The 17,759-nt window shown below is 65.7% G+C and carries 13 protein-coding genes; 9 read left to right on the top strand and 4 right to left on the bottom strand.

What is annotated here, in order from left to right:
* Positions 1-464: 464 nt before the first annotated feature.
* Positions 465-1,679 (bottom strand): tyrosine--tRNA ligase, encoded by a 1,215-nt coding sequence (tyrS, locus tag ABB27_RS15390; protein ID WP_057629669.1) that lies wholly within the window; start codon positions 1,677-1,679, stop codon positions 465-467.
* Positions 1,680-1,846: 167 nt separating this feature from the next.
* On the opposite strand from tyrS, the gene ABB27_RS15385 reads away from it, so the two are divergent.
* Together ABB27_RS15385 and ABB27_RS15380 are read left to right on the top strand one after the other, a co-directional pair.
* Positions 1,847-3,304, top strand: a complete 1,458-nt coding sequence (locus tag ABB27_RS15385) for a peptidoglycan DD-metalloendopeptidase family protein (RefSeq protein WP_057629668.1) — start codon at positions 1,847-1,849, stop codon at positions 3,302-3,304.
* Between the two features lie 73 nt (positions 3,305-3,377).
* Positions 3,378-4,502, top strand: a complete 1,125-nt coding sequence (locus ABB27_RS15380; protein ID WP_057629667.1) for an anhydro-N-acetylmuramic acid kinase — start codon at positions 3,378-3,380, stop codon at positions 4,500-4,502.
* A gap of 317 nt (positions 4,503-4,819) precedes the next feature.
* Here ABB27_RS15380 and ABB27_RS15375 read toward each other — a convergent pair whose 3' ends face one another.
* From ABB27_RS15375 to ABB27_RS15365, 3 genes are all read right to left on the bottom strand, one after another.
* On the bottom strand, positions 4,820-5,047 hold the full coding sequence (locus tag ABB27_RS15375; protein WP_057629666.1) for a hypothetical protein: 228 nt from the start codon (positions 5,045-5,047) through the stop codon (positions 4,820-4,822).
* An 81-nt stretch (positions 5,048-5,128) separates the two neighbouring features.
* Positions 5,129-6,496: an AmpG family muropeptide MFS transporter gene (locus tag ABB27_RS15370; protein WP_057629665.1), complete on the bottom strand. Its 1,368-nt coding sequence runs from the start codon at positions 6,494-6,496 to the stop codon at positions 5,129-5,131.
* Positions 6,493-7,293 carry an exodeoxyribonuclease III gene (locus ABB27_RS15365; RefSeq protein WP_057629664.1) on the bottom strand — a complete coding sequence of 267 codons (801 nt, stop codon included), beginning with the start codon at positions 7,291-7,293 and terminating at the stop codon, positions 6,493-6,495. The genes ABB27_RS15370 and ABB27_RS15365 overlap by 4 nt, the downstream gene beginning before the upstream one ends.
* Positions 7,294-7,490: 197 nt before the next feature.
* Here ABB27_RS15365 and pyrE point away from each other — a divergent pair, with 197 nt between their 5' ends.
* The 7 genes from pyrE to ABB27_RS15330 all read left to right on the top strand — a co-directional run bounded on the left by pyrE (position 7,491) and on the right by ABB27_RS15330 (position 17,481).
* Positions 7,491-8,150 (top strand): orotate phosphoribosyltransferase, encoded by a 660-nt coding sequence (pyrE, locus tag ABB27_RS15360; protein ID WP_057629663.1) that lies wholly within the window; start codon positions 7,491-7,493, stop codon positions 8,148-8,150.
* A gap of 69 nt (positions 8,151-8,219) precedes the next feature.
* On the top strand, positions 8,220-8,888 hold the full coding sequence (locus tag ABB27_RS15355) for a hypothetical protein (RefSeq protein WP_244479252.1): 669 nt from the start codon (positions 8,220-8,222) through the stop codon (positions 8,886-8,888).
* 752 nt (positions 8,889-9,640) lie between these two features.
* A complete protein-coding gene (kdpA, locus tag ABB27_RS15350; RefSeq protein ID WP_057629662.1) occupies positions 9,641-11,359 on the top strand; it encodes a potassium-transporting ATPase subunit KdpA in 1,719 nt (572 codons plus the stop codon).
* A gap of 8 nt (positions 11,360-11,367) precedes the next feature.
* On the top strand, positions 11,368-13,479 hold the full coding sequence (gene kdpB, locus ABB27_RS15345; protein ID WP_057629661.1) for a potassium-transporting ATPase subunit KdpB: 2,112 nt from the start codon (positions 11,368-11,370) through the stop codon (positions 13,477-13,479).
* The gene (gene kdpC, locus ABB27_RS15340; RefSeq protein ID WP_057629660.1) at positions 13,476-14,084 is read left to right on the top strand and encodes a potassium-transporting ATPase subunit KdpC; all 609 of its coding nucleotides are present in this window, start codon (positions 13,476-13,478) and stop codon (positions 14,082-14,084) included. The genes kdpB and kdpC overlap by 4 nt, the downstream gene beginning before the upstream one ends.
* Positions 14,085-14,120: 36 nt before the next feature.
* Positions 14,121-16,781 carry a sensor histidine kinase gene (locus ABB27_RS15335; RefSeq protein WP_057629659.1) on the top strand — a complete coding sequence of 887 codons (2,661 nt, stop codon included), beginning with the start codon at positions 14,121-14,123 and terminating at the stop codon, positions 16,779-16,781.
* On the top strand, positions 16,771-17,481 hold the full coding sequence (locus ABB27_RS15330; protein WP_057629658.1) for a response regulator transcription factor: 711 nt from the start codon (positions 16,771-16,773) through the stop codon (positions 17,479-17,481). Before ABB27_RS15335 ends, ABB27_RS15330 begins: the two co-directional genes overlap by 11 nt.
* Positions 17,482-17,759 lie beyond the last annotated feature (278 nt).

Raw genomic sequence — 17,759 nt, 5'->3', positions numbered from 1 at the left:
TTCGTCAACACCTCATTTCGAGGCGGTGACTTCAAGCTTTCCTTCCGCTTGCGCCTCTTGCGAGGCCCCTGCGTCGGGGGAGGTGAAGTATGTGCCTCTTTGCAGGCTTTGTGAAGGGGTTGTGGAAAGTTTTTTCCAACTTTCGTTCATTGCGCTGCCGGGGAAGCTTTTTACTGTTTTGCTTGTACTTATATGTGTACGCAGCGCTGTGCTTGCAGATGAGCTGATTGGGGTTTGCGGGGCAGTGAAGCAAACGGGCTTCGCCTTACCCTCTCCCCAACTCCTCTCCCGGGGGGGAGAGGGGCTTTTGTCGCTGCTAGTGGAAGCAGCCTTGTTCGCCTGCACATCCAGATGAGCTGATCGGGGTTTGTGGGGCGATGACGCAGATGGGCTTCGCTCTGCCCTCACCCCAACCCCTCTCCCGCGCGCGGGAGAGGGGCTTTGGTCATCTGGGGCTCCAAGACTTAGGCGCTTGCTACCAGCAGGACGCGGGCGAAGGTGCGCTTGCCTACCTGCAGCAGGCCTTCAAAACCGGGCTGCAATACAGTCTGGGCGTCTTCGATGACTTCGCCGTCCACCTTTACCGCACGCTCCTTGAGCTTGCGCGAGGCTTCGGAATTGCTGGGGGTCAGGCCGGCGGCGGTCAGCAGTGCGCCGATACGCAGGCCTTCGGCCGGTACCGCAACTTCCTGCAGCGGCAACTGGGTGATGTCGCCCTGCCCGGTTACCGCGGCGTTCCAGCCGGCGATGGCCTGCTCGGCCGCGGCTGCGTCGTGGAAGCGGGTGGTCAGCTCGCGGGCCAGTCGCAGCTTGATTTCGCGCGGGTTGATCTTGCCCGCCTCGACGTCGGCGCGCAGCTGCTTGGCCTCGTCGATGGAGATGTCGAAGCTGAGCAGGTCGATCCAGCGCCACATCAAGGTGTCGTCCACCTTCATGGTCTTGGTGACCATGTCGATGGCCGGTTCGCTGATGCCGATGTAGTTGTTCAGCGACTTGGACATCTTGTTGACGCCGTCCAGGCCTTCCAGCAACGGCATGGTCAGCACGATCTGCGCCTTCTGCCCGTGGTGCTCCTGCAGGCCGCGGCCCATCAGCAGGTTGAACTTCTGGTCGGTACCGCCGAGCTCGACGTCCGCTTCCAGCGCCACCGAGTCGTAGCCCTGCACCAGCGGGTAGAGGAACTCATGGATGGCGATGGACTGCTGGGCGGCATAGCGCTTGGCGAAATCGTCGCGCTCGAGCATGCGGGCGACGGTGTGCTGGCCAGCCAGGCGGATCATGTCGGCCGCGCTCATCTTGCCGAACCACTCCGAGTTGAAGCGGACTTCGGTCTTTTCCCGGTCCAGCACCTTGAACACCTGCTCCTCATAGGTGCGGGCATTGGCCAGCACGTCTTCCTTGCTGAGCGGCTTGCGGGTCAGGCTCTTGCCGGACGGGTCGCCGATCATGCCGGTGAAGTCGCCGATCAGGAAAATGACCTGGTGGCCGAGGTCCTGGAACTGCCGCAGCTTGTTCAGCAATACGGTGTGGCCCAGGTGCAGATCCGGTGCGGTGGGGTCGAAGCCGGCCTTCACACGCAGTGGGCGACCGCTTTCCAGACGCTGGCGCAGTTCTTCCACTTTGAGGATTTCGTCGGCTCCGCGACCGATCAGGGCAAGGGCTTCATCAATCGAGGACACGCTAAAACTCCCGACTTCGCAGTCAAAAACATGAATGGTGTTAAGTACAAGTTAACCACGTTAACCGATCGAAAAGCCATGCGGCTCAATGGTTTGACGCGGTATTGATAGGTGTCTATGTTACCTGCGTTTGGGCCCGCGATCCGGGTCGACCAGAGAACCGACCGATGTCCCAACCCGATCATGGCTCCGCGCGCAAACAGCGCTTCCAGGAAAGACTCCACGTCCTGCACGACAACGGCCTGCATCGGAAGTTGAAGGAACATCTGCCCGCCGCGTTCAACGAACGCTGGAACCGCCGGCATTGGATCCACGCCAGCCTGTTCGTCACCATTGGCGCACTGGCGGCGACGATTGTTCCGGGCTTTTCCAACGCCATCGACAGCAACCTGCCGTCATCGCACTCCACGCTTGCCCTGCCCTTGCCGCCGCTGTCGCTGGCGCGGCGAGGGGAAACCCCGGGTGACAGCTGGCAGATCCAGCGGGTGGAGCGCGGCCAGACCCTGAGCGATTTGTTCGAAGCCGCCGGCGTGCCTGCCACCACCATGCAGAAGGTGCTTGACCACCCCGGCACCCGCGAGGTGCTGACCAAGCTGCGCCCCGGCGCGGAAATCGCCTTCGACCTGCCGGTCAATGGCGCGCTGCGTACGATCCGCTTCGACCGCGATGCCAATCACCGGGTGGAATTGAGCCTGCAGGGCGACAAGATCAGCGAAAAGGTCAGCGAGCGTGCGACCAGCACCCGTACCGTGGTGGCCAGCGGCGAAATCACCAGTTCGCTGTACAACGCTGCGCGCAAGGCCGGCCTGTCGCCGTCGGCCATCGCCACGATGACCGATGAAATCTTCAAGTACGACATCGACTTCTCCAAGGACCTGCAGCCGGGCGACCGCTTCAGCGTGGTGATGGACGAGACCTGGCGCGAAGGCGAGCGCATCGACACCAGCAAGATTCTGGCAGCAACCTTCCAGACCGGCGGCAAGACCTATACCGGCTTCCGCTTTGATCGCGCAGGCAAGTCCGAGTACTTCGATCTGAACGGCCGTTCGTTGAAGAAGAGTTTCATCCGTTCGCCGATCCAGTTCGCCCGCCTGAGCTCCAACTACGGCACCCGCCGCCACCCCATCCTGGGCACGATGCGCACCCACAAGGGTGTGGATTACGCCGCGCGCACCGGCACCCCGATCATGGCCGCCGGTGACGCCCGCGTGCAGTTCGCTGGCACCCAGCGCGGCTACGGCAACGTGGTAATCCTCGACCACGGCAGCGGCCACACCACGCTGTACGGGCATATGTCACGGCTTGGCCCCTACCGTGCCGGGCAACGTGTGACCCAGGGCCAGGTGATCGGCTATGTGGGCTCGACCGGCATGTCGACGGGCCCGCACCTGCACTACGAATTCCGCGTCAACGGCGTGCACCGTAATCCGCTGTCGGTGACGATGCCGCCGCCGCAGCCGCTGCAGGGCGCCGACCTGGCTGCATTCCGGGCGCAGACCGCGCCGGCCATGGCCCGCATCCAGGGCATGGAAGAACTGATCTACGCCGATGCCGGCGATAGCAAGAAACCGGCGGCAACACAGACCGCCGCCGCCACACCGGCAGCGGGCGGCAAGCGCGGCTAAGCAAGCGCAACACCGTTGACGATACGGGCAGGGAGCTTGAAGCTTCCCTGCCCGTTTCTTTTTGGCCACCGCCATGACCTCTGTTGATCCGCAGCTGCCTCTGTTCCTCGGCCTGATGTCCGGCACCAGTGCCGACGGCATCGATGCGGCGCTGGTGCAGTTCCCGCAGAGCGGCGGCTGTCGTTTCGTGCAGGGCCATACGCACGCCTGGGACTCTGCCACCCGCGAGGCCCTGATCGCGCTGGGCCAAGGTGGCGAACCGGCGTCGATGGACGCATTGGGGCAACTGGATGCCAGCGTTGGCATCGCTTTCGCCGCAGCCGCCAATCAGCTGCTGGAAAACGCAGGGGTGCAGCGTTCGCAGGTGCAGGCCATCGGCTCGCACGGGCAGACCATCCGCCATCGGCCGCTGAGCACGCCGGCCTTTACCTGGCAGATTGGCGATGCCAACCGCATTGCCGAGCTCACCGGCATCACCACCGTGGCCGATTTCCGCCGTCGTGATGTGGCTGCCGGCGGCCATGGTGCGCCACTGATGCCCGCTTTCCATCTGGCGATGCTGGGCAGCGCCGATGAAGACCGCGCGGTGCTCAATCTCGGCGGCATCGCCAACCTGAGCCTGATTGCCCGCGATGGCAGCATCCGTGGTTTTGATACCGGCCCAGCCAACGCCCTGCTCGATGGCTGGTGCCAACGGCATCTTGGCCACGCGTTCGATGCCGATGGTGCGTTTGCGGCCAGTGGGCGGGTGGATGAAGCATTGTTGGCTCGGCTGCTGGCCGAACCTTGGTTTGCCTTGCCACCGCCGAAGAGCACCGGCCGCGAGCAGTTCCATCTGCAGTGGGTGGAAGCGCAGCTGGGGGCAACAGCGTTGGCGCCGGCCGATGTGCAGGCCACCTTGCTGGAACTGACTGCCGCCACCGTGGCCGATGCCTTGCTGGCGCAACTGCCGGGCACGCGCCGGCTGCTGGTCTGCGGCGGCGGCGTGCGCAATCCGCAGCTGCTGTCGAGGTTGCAGGCGCGGCTGCCGAGCGTGGCAATCGGATCCAGTGCCGCGCATGGGCTGGACCCGGATTACATGGAGGCGATGGGGTTTGCGTGGCTGGCGCAGGAGACCCTGGCCGGCCGCCCGGGCAATCTGCCCAGTGTCAGCGGCGCGCGTGGGCCGCGGATTCTGGGGGCGATTCATCTGGTTTGAGGGGAAGCGTTAAGAGGGAAGCGGTAGTGCAGAGCCATGCTCGGCAGAGGCTTTACCGGGAACGCCCCTTGCCGAGCATGGCTCGGCACTACGGGCTGGCTTTGTTGGGAAAGCTCCTGCCGAGCATGGCTCGGCACTACAGGGCTGGCTTTGTTGGGAACGCCCCTTGCCGAGCATGGCTCGGCACTACAGGGTTGGCTTTGTTGGGAAAGCCCCCTGCCGAGCATGGCTCGGCACTACAGGGCTGGTTTTGTTGGGAAAGCCCCTGCCGAGCATGGCTCGGCACTACGGTGGGAAAGCTCCTGCCGAACGGTCGGTCAGAGGTCGCTGCCGGCCGGCATTGCCTGCAGGGCCTTGATGGCTTCGGACAGGACGTCTACTTCGGGATCGTCGAAACCACCGCGCACATGATGCTCGCTGGCGAACAGGCCTTGTTCGAGCAGGGCCAGACAGGTTTCTTCGCGGGTCCAGCCGCGCGCCACCGACAGGCGGCGGATGCGCTCCATCAGCAGCGGGTCGATATCCCGCAACACAACTTCTGCCATGCTCACTTCCTCGTTAGCAAGGCCGCCCCCTCGGCGCGTCGGGGGCGATCATCCCGCAGCAGGCAGGTGCAGGCAACTGGCTTACACGGTGCGGGCAAGCCGGCGCTGATGCAGGATCAGCAGCAAGCACAGAATCACGACCGGAATCGCCACCAGCGCCGTGCCAATGAAAAACAGCGCATAGCCTTCCAACAAGCTACGCCCTTGGGCCAGGGTCTGTACCGACCAACCCGAAAAGCCCTTCAGGGCCTTGCCCGGCATGGCGTAGAACGAACTCAACAAGGCGTACTGCGTGGCGGTATAGCCAATGCTGGTGAGGCTGGACATGTAGGCGATCAGCGCGGTGCCGGCAAAGCCACTGGCAAAATTGTCGATCGCCATGGCGATGGCGAAATGGGTGATGTCCGGGCCTGAATAGGCCAGCCAGGCAAACGCCAGGTTCGAACACGGGCCCAATACCGCACCCACCACCAGCGCTACCAGCATGCCCCAGCGCAAGGCCACCACACCGGCAGCGGCAATACCCACGAAGGTGGCTACCAGGCCGACCGAGCCGCGCACCGCACCGACCGTCTCCTCGCTCAGGCCCAGATCGACATAGAACGGATTGGCCATCGGCCCCATCACGAAATCGGCCAACCGATAGAAGCTGATCGCCGCCAGAATCAGCAGCGCACCGCTACGGTGCTCACGCACGAAGGCGACGAACGGCCCGATCACGGCGTCGAACAGGCCGCGCGGCGTCCACAACGGTGCGGACTGCGTTGCCACCGCCACCTGTGCAGGCAACGGCTCGCGGGCCATGAACACGGCGACAACACCTACCGCCATCAAGCCGGCCATGATTTCGTAGGAAACCTGCCACCCCACCTTGGCTGCGATCAGCAGGATCAGCGCATCGGTGACCAGCAACGCCGAGCGGTAGCCCAGGGCCGATGAAGAGGTGAGCAGGCCAAGTTGTTCACCGTTGTCGGCCGATTCGATCCGCCAGGCATCGATCACGATGTCCTGGGTGGCCGAAGCGAAAGCGACGATCACCGCCATCACCCCGAACACCACCAGGTGTTCCCAGGCAACGCCGAGGAAGGTGATCTGGCCTCCCTTGGGCTGGATCAAGCCCATCCCGACCAGCCCCACCACCACGATCAGCTGCGACAGCAGCATCCAGCCACGGCGGCGCCCCAGCCAGCCGAGCAGCGGCGCATTGGTCTTGTCGACGATGGGCGCCCACAGGAACTTCAGTGAATACGCCAGGCCCACCCAGGACAGGAAGCCGATGGCATCCAGCTGGATGCCTTCCTTGCGCATCCAGAAGCCCAGCGTGTTGCCAACCAGGTACAGCGGCAGACCCGAGCTGAAGCCAAGCAGCAGCATCGCCAGCACCTTGCGCTGGCTCAGATTGGACAACACCCGCTGCCAGGGGCGGCGAGGTTTGGCAGCCTCACTCACAGGTCATAGTCCACGGTGAACGGGGCGTGGTCGGAGAAGCGCTGGCCGGTGTAGATCGAGCTGCCGCGCAGGCGTTCGCGCAGGCCCGGGGTGACGAACTGGTAGTCGATGCGCCAACCGACATTGTTGGCGCGGGCCGCGCCACGGTTGCTCCACCAGGTGTAGTCCTGGCCTTCCGGGTGCAGCGCGCGGTAGGCGTCGACCCAGCCGCAGCCGTTGGCCGTATCGACCAGTTCGGCCTGGTCGGCGCAGAAGCCGTTCATCCAGTCGCGCTCTTCCGGCAGGCAGCCGGAGTTTTTCTGGTTGGATTTCCAGTTCTTGATGTCCAGCGCGCTGCGCACGATGTTCCAGTCGCCGCACAGCACGTAGTCACGGCCGCTGACCAGCCATTCGTCCAGGATCGGCTTCAGCCACTGCATCACCTCGAACTTGAAGCCCTGCCGCAGCTCGCCCGAGGAACCGGACGGGATATAGAACGACACCACGCTGAGGTTGCCGAAACGCGCCTCGATGTAACGGCCTTCATCGTCGAACGGTGCCCAACCCAGCGCGGTACGCACTTCGTCCGGCTCGCGGCGGCTCCAGATGCCCACGCCGCTGTAGCCTTTCTTGGTGATCGCGTCGCGGTAGAAACAGTGGTGGCCGTCCGGGCGGAACAGCGCATCGGTCAGCTGCGACTCCTGCGCCTTGGTCTCCTGGATGCAGAGCACGTCGGCCTGCTGGCCCAGGAACCACTCGTTGAAGCCCTTGGTGGTGGCCGAACGGATGCCGTTGGCGTTGAAGCTGGTAATACGCATGAAGGACCGCTGTTGGGAAAGCTCAAGACCGGCACAGCATACCGCCCGGACCGGGGCGGTCGACACACCGGGCCGGTGCTTTCCCCTGACAGCGCCCCGGGCCGGGCTTCAGCCGGCGCCAGCGCCCGCAACGCAGCATTTGCAAGGGGCATGCTTTACCCTAGGACTCTCAATAGACGACAAGAATGCGTATTTACATGAGTGACCATCGTTCCCGTTTCCTGCAGCTGGCGTTGAACGCCGACGCGCTGCGTTTTGGCCAGTTCACCCTCAAGTCCGGCCGGGTGAGCCCGTATTTCTTCAATGCCGGCCGTTTTGACACCGGCCTGGCCCTGGCCCAGCTGGGCAACTGCTACGCCGACGCCATCGATGCCGCCGGCATTGCCTATGACCAGCTGTTTGGCCCGGCCTACAAGGGCATCCCGCTGGCCACCGCCATCGCCTGCGAGTTCTCGCACCGCGGCCGCAACCTGCCGTTGACCTTCAACCGCAAGGAAGCCAAGGAGCACGGCGAAGGCGGCACCCTGATCGGCGCCGACATGGCCGGCAAGCGCATCCTGATCGTCGATGACGTGATCACCGCCGGTACCGCCATCCGCGAGGCGCTGGCCATCATCCGCGAAGCCAACGGCATCCCGGCCGGCATCGTGGTGGCACTGGACCGCCAGGAGATCGCCTCGGAAACCGACCCGCGTTCAGCTGCGCAGGCCGTGGCTGCCGAAACCGGCATTCCGGTGATTGCGGTGGCCAATCTGGCTGACCTGCTTGCATTCGCCTCCGGGAACCCGGAACTTGTCGGCTATCGCGAACCGTTGCTGGCCTACCGTGGCCGCTACGGGAGCAATCCGACAGGCTGATAGCAGGGGGCTGCCAAGGTGCCAAATCCGACGAAAAACGCGGCAACGTTGTTGCTGGTGCTGGCCGCACTGGCAGCCCCGGCGCTTGCCCAGAACAAGCCCGCCGACGCCGGCAAGAAGCTGTACTGCTGGGATGAGGGCGGCAAGCGCATTTGTTCGGACACGCTGCCACCGGAAGCGGTGAACAGCGCGCGCCAGGAGTTCAGCGCGCGCAGCGGAACGCGCGGTGCCGAAGTGCAGCGCGCGCTTACCGCCGAAGAACGTGCTGACGCGGCCTTGGCGCAGGCCCAGCAGGAAGTGGACGCAGCGGCGGCAGATACACGCAAGCGTACCGAACAAGCGATGTTGTCCACCTACGCCACCGAAGACGATCTGCGCCGTGTGTTCAATGAACGCACGGCGATTGTCGACAACAACATCAAGACCGCCGTATTCAACGTGACCAGCCTGCGCAGCGCGCTGGCCGCCCAGCTCACCGCCGCCGGCAACAAGGAACTGGCCGGGCAGAAGGTGGCCGACAAGCAGGCCACTGAAATCCGCCAGCGTCACAACGAACTGCTGGCGCAGCTGCGCCTGCAGTCGGCGTTCGAGCAGCAGCGGCAGGCAATGGATGTTGAAATCGCCGAAAGCCTGGCGCGTTACCGCGAGCTCAAGGGCATTGCCGCGCCGGTGGATGCTGCGGGCAGCGCGTCGGCGGCTGCACCTGCGCCTGCTGCGGTTGTGCCTGCCAAGGGCTGAGCCCACCGGTGTTGGGTTGAAGTATGGAAGCGGCCTTCGGGCCGCTTTTGTTTTGGGGGCTTTCAATCAAGAGCTTCCCCTCATCCGCCCCTGCGGGGCACCTTCTCCCGTAAACGGGAGAAGGGACGCTGTTCATGGCTTGCGGCAAATCTGCTGCAGTCTGCAGATTTACCGCAACTCCGGCATTCAAAGCCGCAGGAAGCCGTTCCCAGCCCCGGAACCACGCGTGGACTCAACGACGCAGGGAGCCGTTCGCAGGCCCGGAACCACGCGTGGACTCAGCGACGCAGGGAGCCGTTCGCAGGCCCGGAACCACGCGTGGACTCAGCGACGCAGGGAACCGCTCCCTTCTCCCGCTTGCGGGAGAAGGTGCCCCGAAGGGGCGGATGAGGGGGCTTTGGCTTTGGCTTTGGCTTTGGCTTCGGCTATCGCCCTGCCTCCATCCCACCCACCAAAACCCCACTTTTTACGCGCCTTTTACGCCAGCCCCCACTCTGCAGCGTCGATCGTTTACGCCCCCCAGGCGGACGATGGCGTTCTGATCGGGGTGATCAGAACTGCCTTCCGTGCCGGCCTGTCGCCCCGCCCGTCCACCAACGCGCGTGCCGGCAGCTCCGGCCGCGTGCTGATCGTAATTCGAGGTTTTCCATGCCCGGCTGGCTTGCTCTGTTGTGCGGTGTAGTGGTGCTGATCGCCGCTGCCTACCTGTTGTACGCGGTCCTTCGACCCGATTCGTTCTGAGGGGCGCCATCGTGATTGAAGCCATCCTCATCATTCTGGTCAGCCTGGCGCTGGCCTGGCCGCTGGGCCTGTACCTGGCGCGGCTGATGCGCGGTACGCCCATGCGTATCGACGTCCTCTTCCACTGGATCGAAAAGCCGCTGTACCGCGTGCTCGGGGTCGACCCCAACCACTCCATGTCCTGGCGCGGCTATGTGCTCGCCTTCCTGGTCAGCAACCTGGTCCTGGCGGTGCTGACCCAGGCGGTGTTCATGACCCAGGCCTGGCTGCCGTTGAACCCGGACAACATCCCCAACATGCGTTGGGACACCGCGTTCCACACCATGGTCTCGTTCCTGACCAACACCAACCAGCAGCACTACAGCGGCCAGGCGCAGCTGTCCTACTTCGCGCAGATGACCGGTATCACCGGCCTGCAGGTGATCACCCCAATGATGGGCCTGGCCCTGGCGGTGGCCACGCTGCGCGCCTTGTTCATGAAGCCGGCAAGCAACGACACCAGCAACGCTCCGATACGCGTCACCGTAGGCAACTACTACGCCGATGTGGTGCGCCTGTGCCTGCGCTTCCTGCTGCCGCTGTGTCTGGTGTGGACGCTGCTGCTGAACTGGCAGGGTGTGCCTTCCACGCTGGCCGCTGGGCCGCAGGCCACGCCGATCGATGCCAGTGCCGGCATGGAAACGCAGAAGATCCCGCTCGGCCCGGTCGCGGCGATGGTCGCGGCCAAGCAGCTCGGCGCCAATGGTGGCGGCTGGTATGGCCCAAACAGCAGCTTCCCGCTGGAAAACCCAACCCCGCTGTCCAATGCGCTGGAGCTGATCGGCATCCTGCTGATCCCGATGGCCATCATCTGCATGCTCGGCAGTTTCACCGGCCGGCGTCGATTCGGCGCGCTGGTGTTCGGCTGCATGCTGACCATGTCGGTGCTCTCCACTTCCGCCAGCCTGTGGCTGGAAGGTCATAGCGCCAGCGCCGCCAGTGCCCTGCTGATGGAAGGCAAGGAAGCCCGCTTCGGTGCCGATGGCACGGCCTTGTGGTCGACCATCACCACCCAGGTGCAGAACGGCTCGGTCAATGGCATGCATGATTCGCTGAGCCCGCTCGGCGGGCTGGTGCCGCTGGTCAACATGCTGATCAGCGCGATCTGGGGCGGCATTGGCTGCGGCATCCAGCAGTTCCTGGTCTATCTGATGATGGCGGTGTTCCTGGCCGGCTTGATGACCGGGCGCACGCCCGAACTGCTGGGCCGCAAGCTGGAAACGCCGCAGGTACGCCTGCTCGCGGTGCTGGTGCTGCTGCAACCGATCACCCTGCTTGGGCTGACCGCGCTGAGCTTGGCCGTGCCCGGCCTGGCCGGCACCTCCAACCCCGGTTTCCACGGCATCAGCCAGGTGTTCTATGAGTTCACCTCGGCCTATGCCAACAACGGCTCGGGCTTTGAAGGGCTGGCCGACAACACCGTGTGGTGGAACCTGAGCTGCGCGCTGGTGTTGGCACTGGGCCGCTTTCCGATCCTGATTCTTCCGCTGGTCATCGCCACCCAGCTGGCCGCAAAGCGGCAGGTGCCGCAAAGCGCCGGCAGCCTGCAGATCGAAACCCCGACCTTCGCATTGACGCTCATCTGCGTGGTCATCGTCCTTACCGTGCTGCAGTTCCTGCCGGCATTGGTGCTTGGCCCGGTGGCCGAACACCTGAGCCTGCTGGCCCTGCAGGGAGCCCCCTCACCGTGAACGCCCCCATGAACCGCTCCGTCTCTCCTGCGGCATCTTCTCCTGCGGCACCCCGCCGCCCCGCCCTGCTCGATGCGGCCGGCCTGCGCCGTGCCTTGATCGACTCGGTACGCAAGCTGTCGCCGCTGCACCTGTTGCACAACCCGGTGATGGCGGTGGTGATGGCTGGCACCGTGCTGGCGCTGATCGTCACCCTCAGCGGCAATGCGCCGCTGGGTTTCGGCCTGGCCGTCACCGCGATCCTGCTGGTGACGGTGTTGTTCGGCAATTTCGCCGAAGCCGTGGCCGAAGCCCGCGGCCGCGGCCAGGCCGCGTCGTTGCGGCGTGCACGCCAGGACCTGGTCGCACGGCGGGTTGCCACGCCGTTGCAGGGCGCCGCCGAAAGCCGCGTAGCTGCGGCCGAACTGCGGCCGGGCGACCATGTGATCGTCAGTGCCGGTGAGTTCGTGCCGGCCGATGGCGAGATCGTGCGTGGCCTGGCCACCATCAACGAGGCCGCGGTCACCGGCGAATCGGCACCGGTGCTGCGCGAGGCCGATACCGACCGCTCCGGCGTGATCGGCGGCACCAAGGTGCTGTCCGACGAGATCGTGGTGCGGGTCAGTGCCGAGCCCGGCCATAGCTTCCTCGACCGCATGATCGCGTTGGTGGAAGGTGCCAACCGGCAGAAGACGCCGAACGAGATCGCCTTGACCCTGCTGCTGGCGGCGATGTCGCTGACCTTCCTGGTGGTGGTAGCAACGCTGCCGGCAATTGCAGGCTTTGTTGGCGTCACGGTCGATCCACTGCTGCTGATCGCCCTGTTGGTTTGCCTGATCCCGACCACCATCGGCGGCCTGCTGCCGGCGATTGGCATCGCCGGCATGAACCGTGCGTTGTCGGCCAACGTGCTGGCCAAATCCGGCAAGGCGGTGGAAGTGGCTGGCGACGTGGACGTGCTGCTGCTCGACAAGACCGGCACCATCACCTACGGCGACCGCCAGGCCACGCACTTCCATCCGCTGGCAGGCATCGATGCTGCACAGCTGCGTGAGGCATCGCTGTTGTCGTCCCTGGCCGATCCCACGCCGGAAGGTAAATCCATCGTGCGTCTGGCCCGCGAGCAGGGTTGCACCACCGCCGAGCCAGAACACGTTGATGCGGATCCCTCCGCAAGAGCCCGCACATCCATGTGCGGGGTTCTAAATTACCTGGCGTTCACCGCGCAAACCCGCATGTCCGGGGTCGATCTGGACAACGGCCGCAGCATCCGCAAGGGCGCTGCCGATGCCATCACCGCGCATGTGCTGGCGCTGGGTGGCACGGTGCCGAACGAGCTGCAGGCGCGGGTGGATCAGGTGGCCCGTGGTGGTGCCACGCCATTGGTGGTCAGCGAAGGCCGGCACGTGCTCGGCGTGGTGGAGCTGGCCGACGTGGTCAAGCACGGCATGCGCGAGAAGTTCGCCCAGCTGCGGGCGATGGGCATCCGCACGGTGATGATCACCGGCGACAACCCGCTCACCGCCGCCGCCATTGCCGCCGAAGCCGGCGTCGATGACTACATCGCCCAGGCCCGGCCCGAGGACAAGCTGGCGCGCATCCGTGCCGAGCAAGCCGGCGGCCGGCTGGTGGCGATGGTCGGCGACGGCACCAACGACGCGCCGGCACTGGCCCAGGCCGACATCGGCCTGGCGATGAACTCCGGTACGCAGGCGGCCAAGGAGGCCGGCAACATGGTCGATCTGGATTCGGATCCGGCCAAGCTGCTGGCGGTGGTGGAAGTGGGCAAGCAGCAGCTGATCACCCGCGGCGCGCTGACCACCTTCTCGCTGGCCAATGACGTGTCCAAGTACTTCGCCATCCTGCCGGCATTGTTCGCCGCCAGCATCCCATCGATGGCGGCCTTGAACGTGATGCAGCTGTCGAGCCCGCGCAATGCCGTACTGGCGGCACTGATCTTCAACGCATTGGTGATCCCGGCACTGATCCCACTGGCCCTGCGCGGTGTGCGCTTCCGTCCGGCCACCGCCACCGCGCTGCTGCGGCGGAACATGCTGGTGTACGGACTGGGCGGCGTGCTGCTGCCGTTTGCGGCCATCAAGGCCATCGACCTTCTGCTTGCTCTGGTATTTGGCGCATGAACACCTCCAACACTTCTTCCCGTCGTACCGGCAACCCGCTGTGGCGGCCGGCCATTGGCCTGTCCCTGTTCGGCCTGTTCGGCAGCGGGCTGGTCTATGCGGTGCTGGCGACCGGCATCTCCGGCTCACTGTTTCCTGCGCAGGCCGATGGCAGCCTGATCCGCGATGCCAATGGACAGGTGCGTGGTTCGCTGTACCTGGCCCAGCCTTTCACTGGCGATGCTTACTTCCAAACGCGCCCTTCGGCCGCCAACTACGACCCGATGGCGGCGGCCGGCAGCAATATGGCGCGCAGCAACCCGGACTTGGTCAAGCGCGTGGACGCGGCCACCGCCGCCGTTGCCGCGCGCGAGAAGATCGATCCGGCCAAGGTGCCGGGCGACCTGGTCACGCAGTCGGCCAGCGGCCTGGATCCGGAGCTGTCGCCCGCCGCCGCGCAGGTGCAGGTGGCACGGGTAGCCAGCGCGCGCGGCTGGCCGGAGGCGCGCGTGCAGGCCTTGGTCGATGCGCAACTGCAGGACCGCCAATGGGGCGTGTTCGGCCAGCCGCGCATCAACGTCATCGCCCTCAACCGGGCGCTGGATCAGGCCACGCATGCGCGTTGATGCGGGCTGCGCCTGCGACAGCGCACAATCGCCGCCATGAACGACTCCCGTAGCCGCCAGGCCGATGCCTTGGCCGAGGCCCTGCAACGCGACGCCGGCGGCAAGCTGACCGTCTTCCTTGGCGCCGCGCCGGGCGTGGGCAAGACCTACAGCATGCTCACCCGCGCGCAGGAACAGCTGCGGCGCGGCGTGGACGTGATGGCGGCGGTGGTTGAAACCCACGGCCGCAGCGATACCGCCGCGCTGCTCGACGGCCTGCCGCGCGTCGCTCTGCGCACGCAGGACTACCACGGCCATCAGCTGCAGGAACTCGATCTGGATGCGGTGCTGGCACGGCGGCCGGCATTGGTGCTGGTCGACGAACTGGCCCATCGCAATGCCCCTGGCAGTCGCCATGAACGGCGCTGGCAGGATGTGATGGAACTGCTCGACGCCGGCATCGACGTCTGGACCACCATCAACATCCAGCATCTGGAAAGCCTCAACGATGTGGTGATGCGCATCACCGGCGTGCGCGTCAGCGAGACCGTGCCGGATGTGGTGTTCGACCGCCTGCACGACATCGTGCTGGTCGACCTGCCACCGCGCGAGCTGATCGAACGCCTGCAGCAAGGCAAGGTCTACGTCCCCGAGCAGGCCGCGCAGGCGCTGCAGGCATTTTTCTCACCGGCCAACCTCACCGCCCTGCGCGAACTGGCGATGCAGGAGGCCGCCGACCGCGTCGACAGCAGCCTGCGCGAAACCCGTGCAGCGCGCGGCGAGAGCAACCTGCCGTTGCGGCGCCGGGTGGTGGTCGCCATCGATGGCAGCGGCCAGAGCGAATACCTGGTACGGGTGGCACGGCGCATCGCCGAGCGCCGCGATGCACCGTGGACGGTGGTGACCGTGCAGCACCGCCGCCACGACGAGGCCACCCGCCGCGAAATCGACGATGCCTTCGCGCTGGCACGGCGGCTGGGCGGTGATGCCGAACTGCTGCACGGCCCCGGCATCGCCGATGCGCTGCTCGATTACGCCGCGCACAACGCGGTGTCCTCGCTGCTGCTGGGCCGCACCCGCGAACGACCGGTGGCGCGGCTGTTCAACCAGACCCTGACCCAGCAGCTGATCCAACGCGGCGCGCACTACGAGATCACCATCATCAGCACCCCGCAGGCACGCGCCAATTCGCGTCGCTTCGGGCTGTCGCTGGCACCGGACAGTTGGGGCAAGGACGCCACCACAGCGGTGGTGGCCACCGCGATTGCCTGCCTGGCCGCATGGCTGGGCGAGCGCTGGATAGGGCTGAGCGATCTGGCGATGGTATTCATCGTCGCGGTGGTGCTGGTCGCCGCGCGCACCCGCATGAGTGCGGCGGTGCTGGCGGCGACGCTGTGTTTCCTGGCCTACAACTTCTTCTTCATCGCACCGCGTTTCACCTTCGCCATCAGTGCACGCCAAGGCGTGATAACAGTCTTCCTGTTCCTCGCCGCCGCATTGGTTGCCGGTCGCTTGGCTTCGCGCCTGCGCATGCAGGTGGTGGCGCTACGCGCGGCCAACCGCCATGCCAACGTGCGGCAGACGCTGGGCCGGCAACTGGTCGGTGCCACCGACAATGCGCAGGTCGCGCACGCCGGCCGGGTAGCACTGGAACAGGCACTGGATGCACCGGCTTGGGTAAGGCTGGGCGCCGACACCAGTACCAGCGGCAGCGCCGCGCCCGGCGACACCGACCTGGCTGCGGCCGACTGGGCGCTGCGCCATGGCCAGCCCGCCGGCCGCTTCACCGACACGCTGGCCGGCGCCGGCTGGTGGTTCCTGCCCTTGCTGGATGGCGAGGCGCGGGCGATAGGCGTGGCCGGCCTGCGCTTTGATCATCAGCACCCACGGCTTGCACCCGAGCAACGCCAGCTGGTGCAGGCGATGGCCGATGACATCGCCCAGGCCGCCCTGCGCACGCGCCTGGTCGCCGACCTGGAAACCGCGCATCTGCACAACGAAACCGAGCGTCTGCGCTCGGCCCTGTTGTCCTCGGTGTCGCATGACCTGCGCTCGCCGTTGGCGGCGATGATCGGCTCGGCCGATAGCCTGTCCAACTACGCCGATGCGATGGATGCCGGTGACCGCCGCGCCCTGCTCGACACCATCGTGGTCGAGGGCGAGCGGCTGGACCGCTACATCCAGAACCTGCTGGACATGACCCGGCTTGGCCACGACGGGCTCAAGCTCAACCGCGACTGGATAGGCGTGGATGAACTGATTGGCTCAGCCGCGCGTCGCCTGCAGCGCTATCAGCCCGAGGTTCGCCTGCAGCTGGATATTCCGGCCACGCTGGCGCCGATCTGGGTGCACCCGGCATTGGTCGAGCAGGCGGTGTTCAACGTGATGGAGAACGCCGCCAAGTTCTCACCACCCGGCGTGCCGGTGGAGGTACGTGCGCGCCAGCAGGGCAACGAGCTGCGTATCGAGGTGATCGACGCCGGCCCGGGCATTCCCGATGCCGAGCGCTCGCGCATCTTCGACATGTTCTACAGCGTGGAGCGCGGCGACCGCGGCCGCCAGGGCACCGGTCTGGGCCTGACCATCTGCCAGGGCATGATCGGCGCGCACGGCGGCAGCGTCGAAGCGCTGCCGGGACGCGACGGACGCGGTACGCTGATACGCATGACCCTGCCCCTGCTCCAGCCGCACCCCGAGAGCCCGCGCGATGACGGCTGAAACGCCGGCCATTCCGCCACCGCGGGTGCTGGTGGTTGATGACGAAGTACAGATCCGGCGCTTTCTGGATATATCGCTGCGTGCGCAGGGTTATGCGGTCAGCCAAGCCAGCACCGGCGCCGAAGGCCTGCAGCGGCTGGCCGAGGATGGCGCCGACCTGGTGGTGCTGGATATCGGCCTGCCCGACATGGAAGGCCACGACGTGCTGGCCGAACTGCGGCAATGGAGCCAGGTGCCGGTGATCATGCTCAGCGTGCGCGCCGGCGAAGCCGAGAAGGTGCGCGCCCTGGACAACGGCGCCAATGACTACGTGACCAAGCCATTCGGCACCCAGGAACTGATGGCGCGTGTGCGTGCCTTGCTACGCAGCCGCAGCACCGACAGCGAAGGTCAGGTGCCGGTATTCGATGACGGCCGCCTGCACATCGACCTGTCGCGCCGCGAGGTGCGCGCGGATGGCGAGGCGATTGCACTGACCCGCAAGGAATACGCACTGCTGGCCCTGCTGCTGCGCAATGCCGGCCGGGTGGTGACCCAGCCGCAGATCCTGCAGGAAATCTGGGGGCCAACGCATCGGCATGACACCCACTACCTGCGCATCCTGGTGGGGCGCCTGCGGCACAAGCTTGGCGATTCAGCGCTGGAATCACGTTATCTGTTCACCGAGCCTGGCGTTGGTTTGCGGTTTGGTGGCAGCTGAAAGCTATGGGGTTTGTGGTTGTGGTTGTTGTTGTGGGAGCGGCGTCAGCCGCGAAGCTACTGGAACACCAGACGCTGGTTGATCTGAGATTGCAGACTGTTTGATGCCGAGGCTGCATTAGCTTCGCGGCTAACGCCGCTCCCACAAGCGAAGGCAAGGGCAACGGCAACCCCTCCCCCCCCCTTGGCTACGCCAAAGGGAGGGGGCGTAGTGCGCGCAGCCTGTTGGGTCGAAGCGCAGCCGCTTGTCTCCCTCCCTTTGGCGCAGCCAAGGGGAGG

It is taken from the genome of Stenotrophomonas terrae (assembly GCF_001431465.1).
GTDB lineage: Bacteria > Pseudomonadota > Gammaproteobacteria > Xanthomonadales > Xanthomonadaceae > Stenotrophomonas > Stenotrophomonas terrae.
This window is presented reverse-complemented; position numbering and strand designations above follow the sequence as displayed.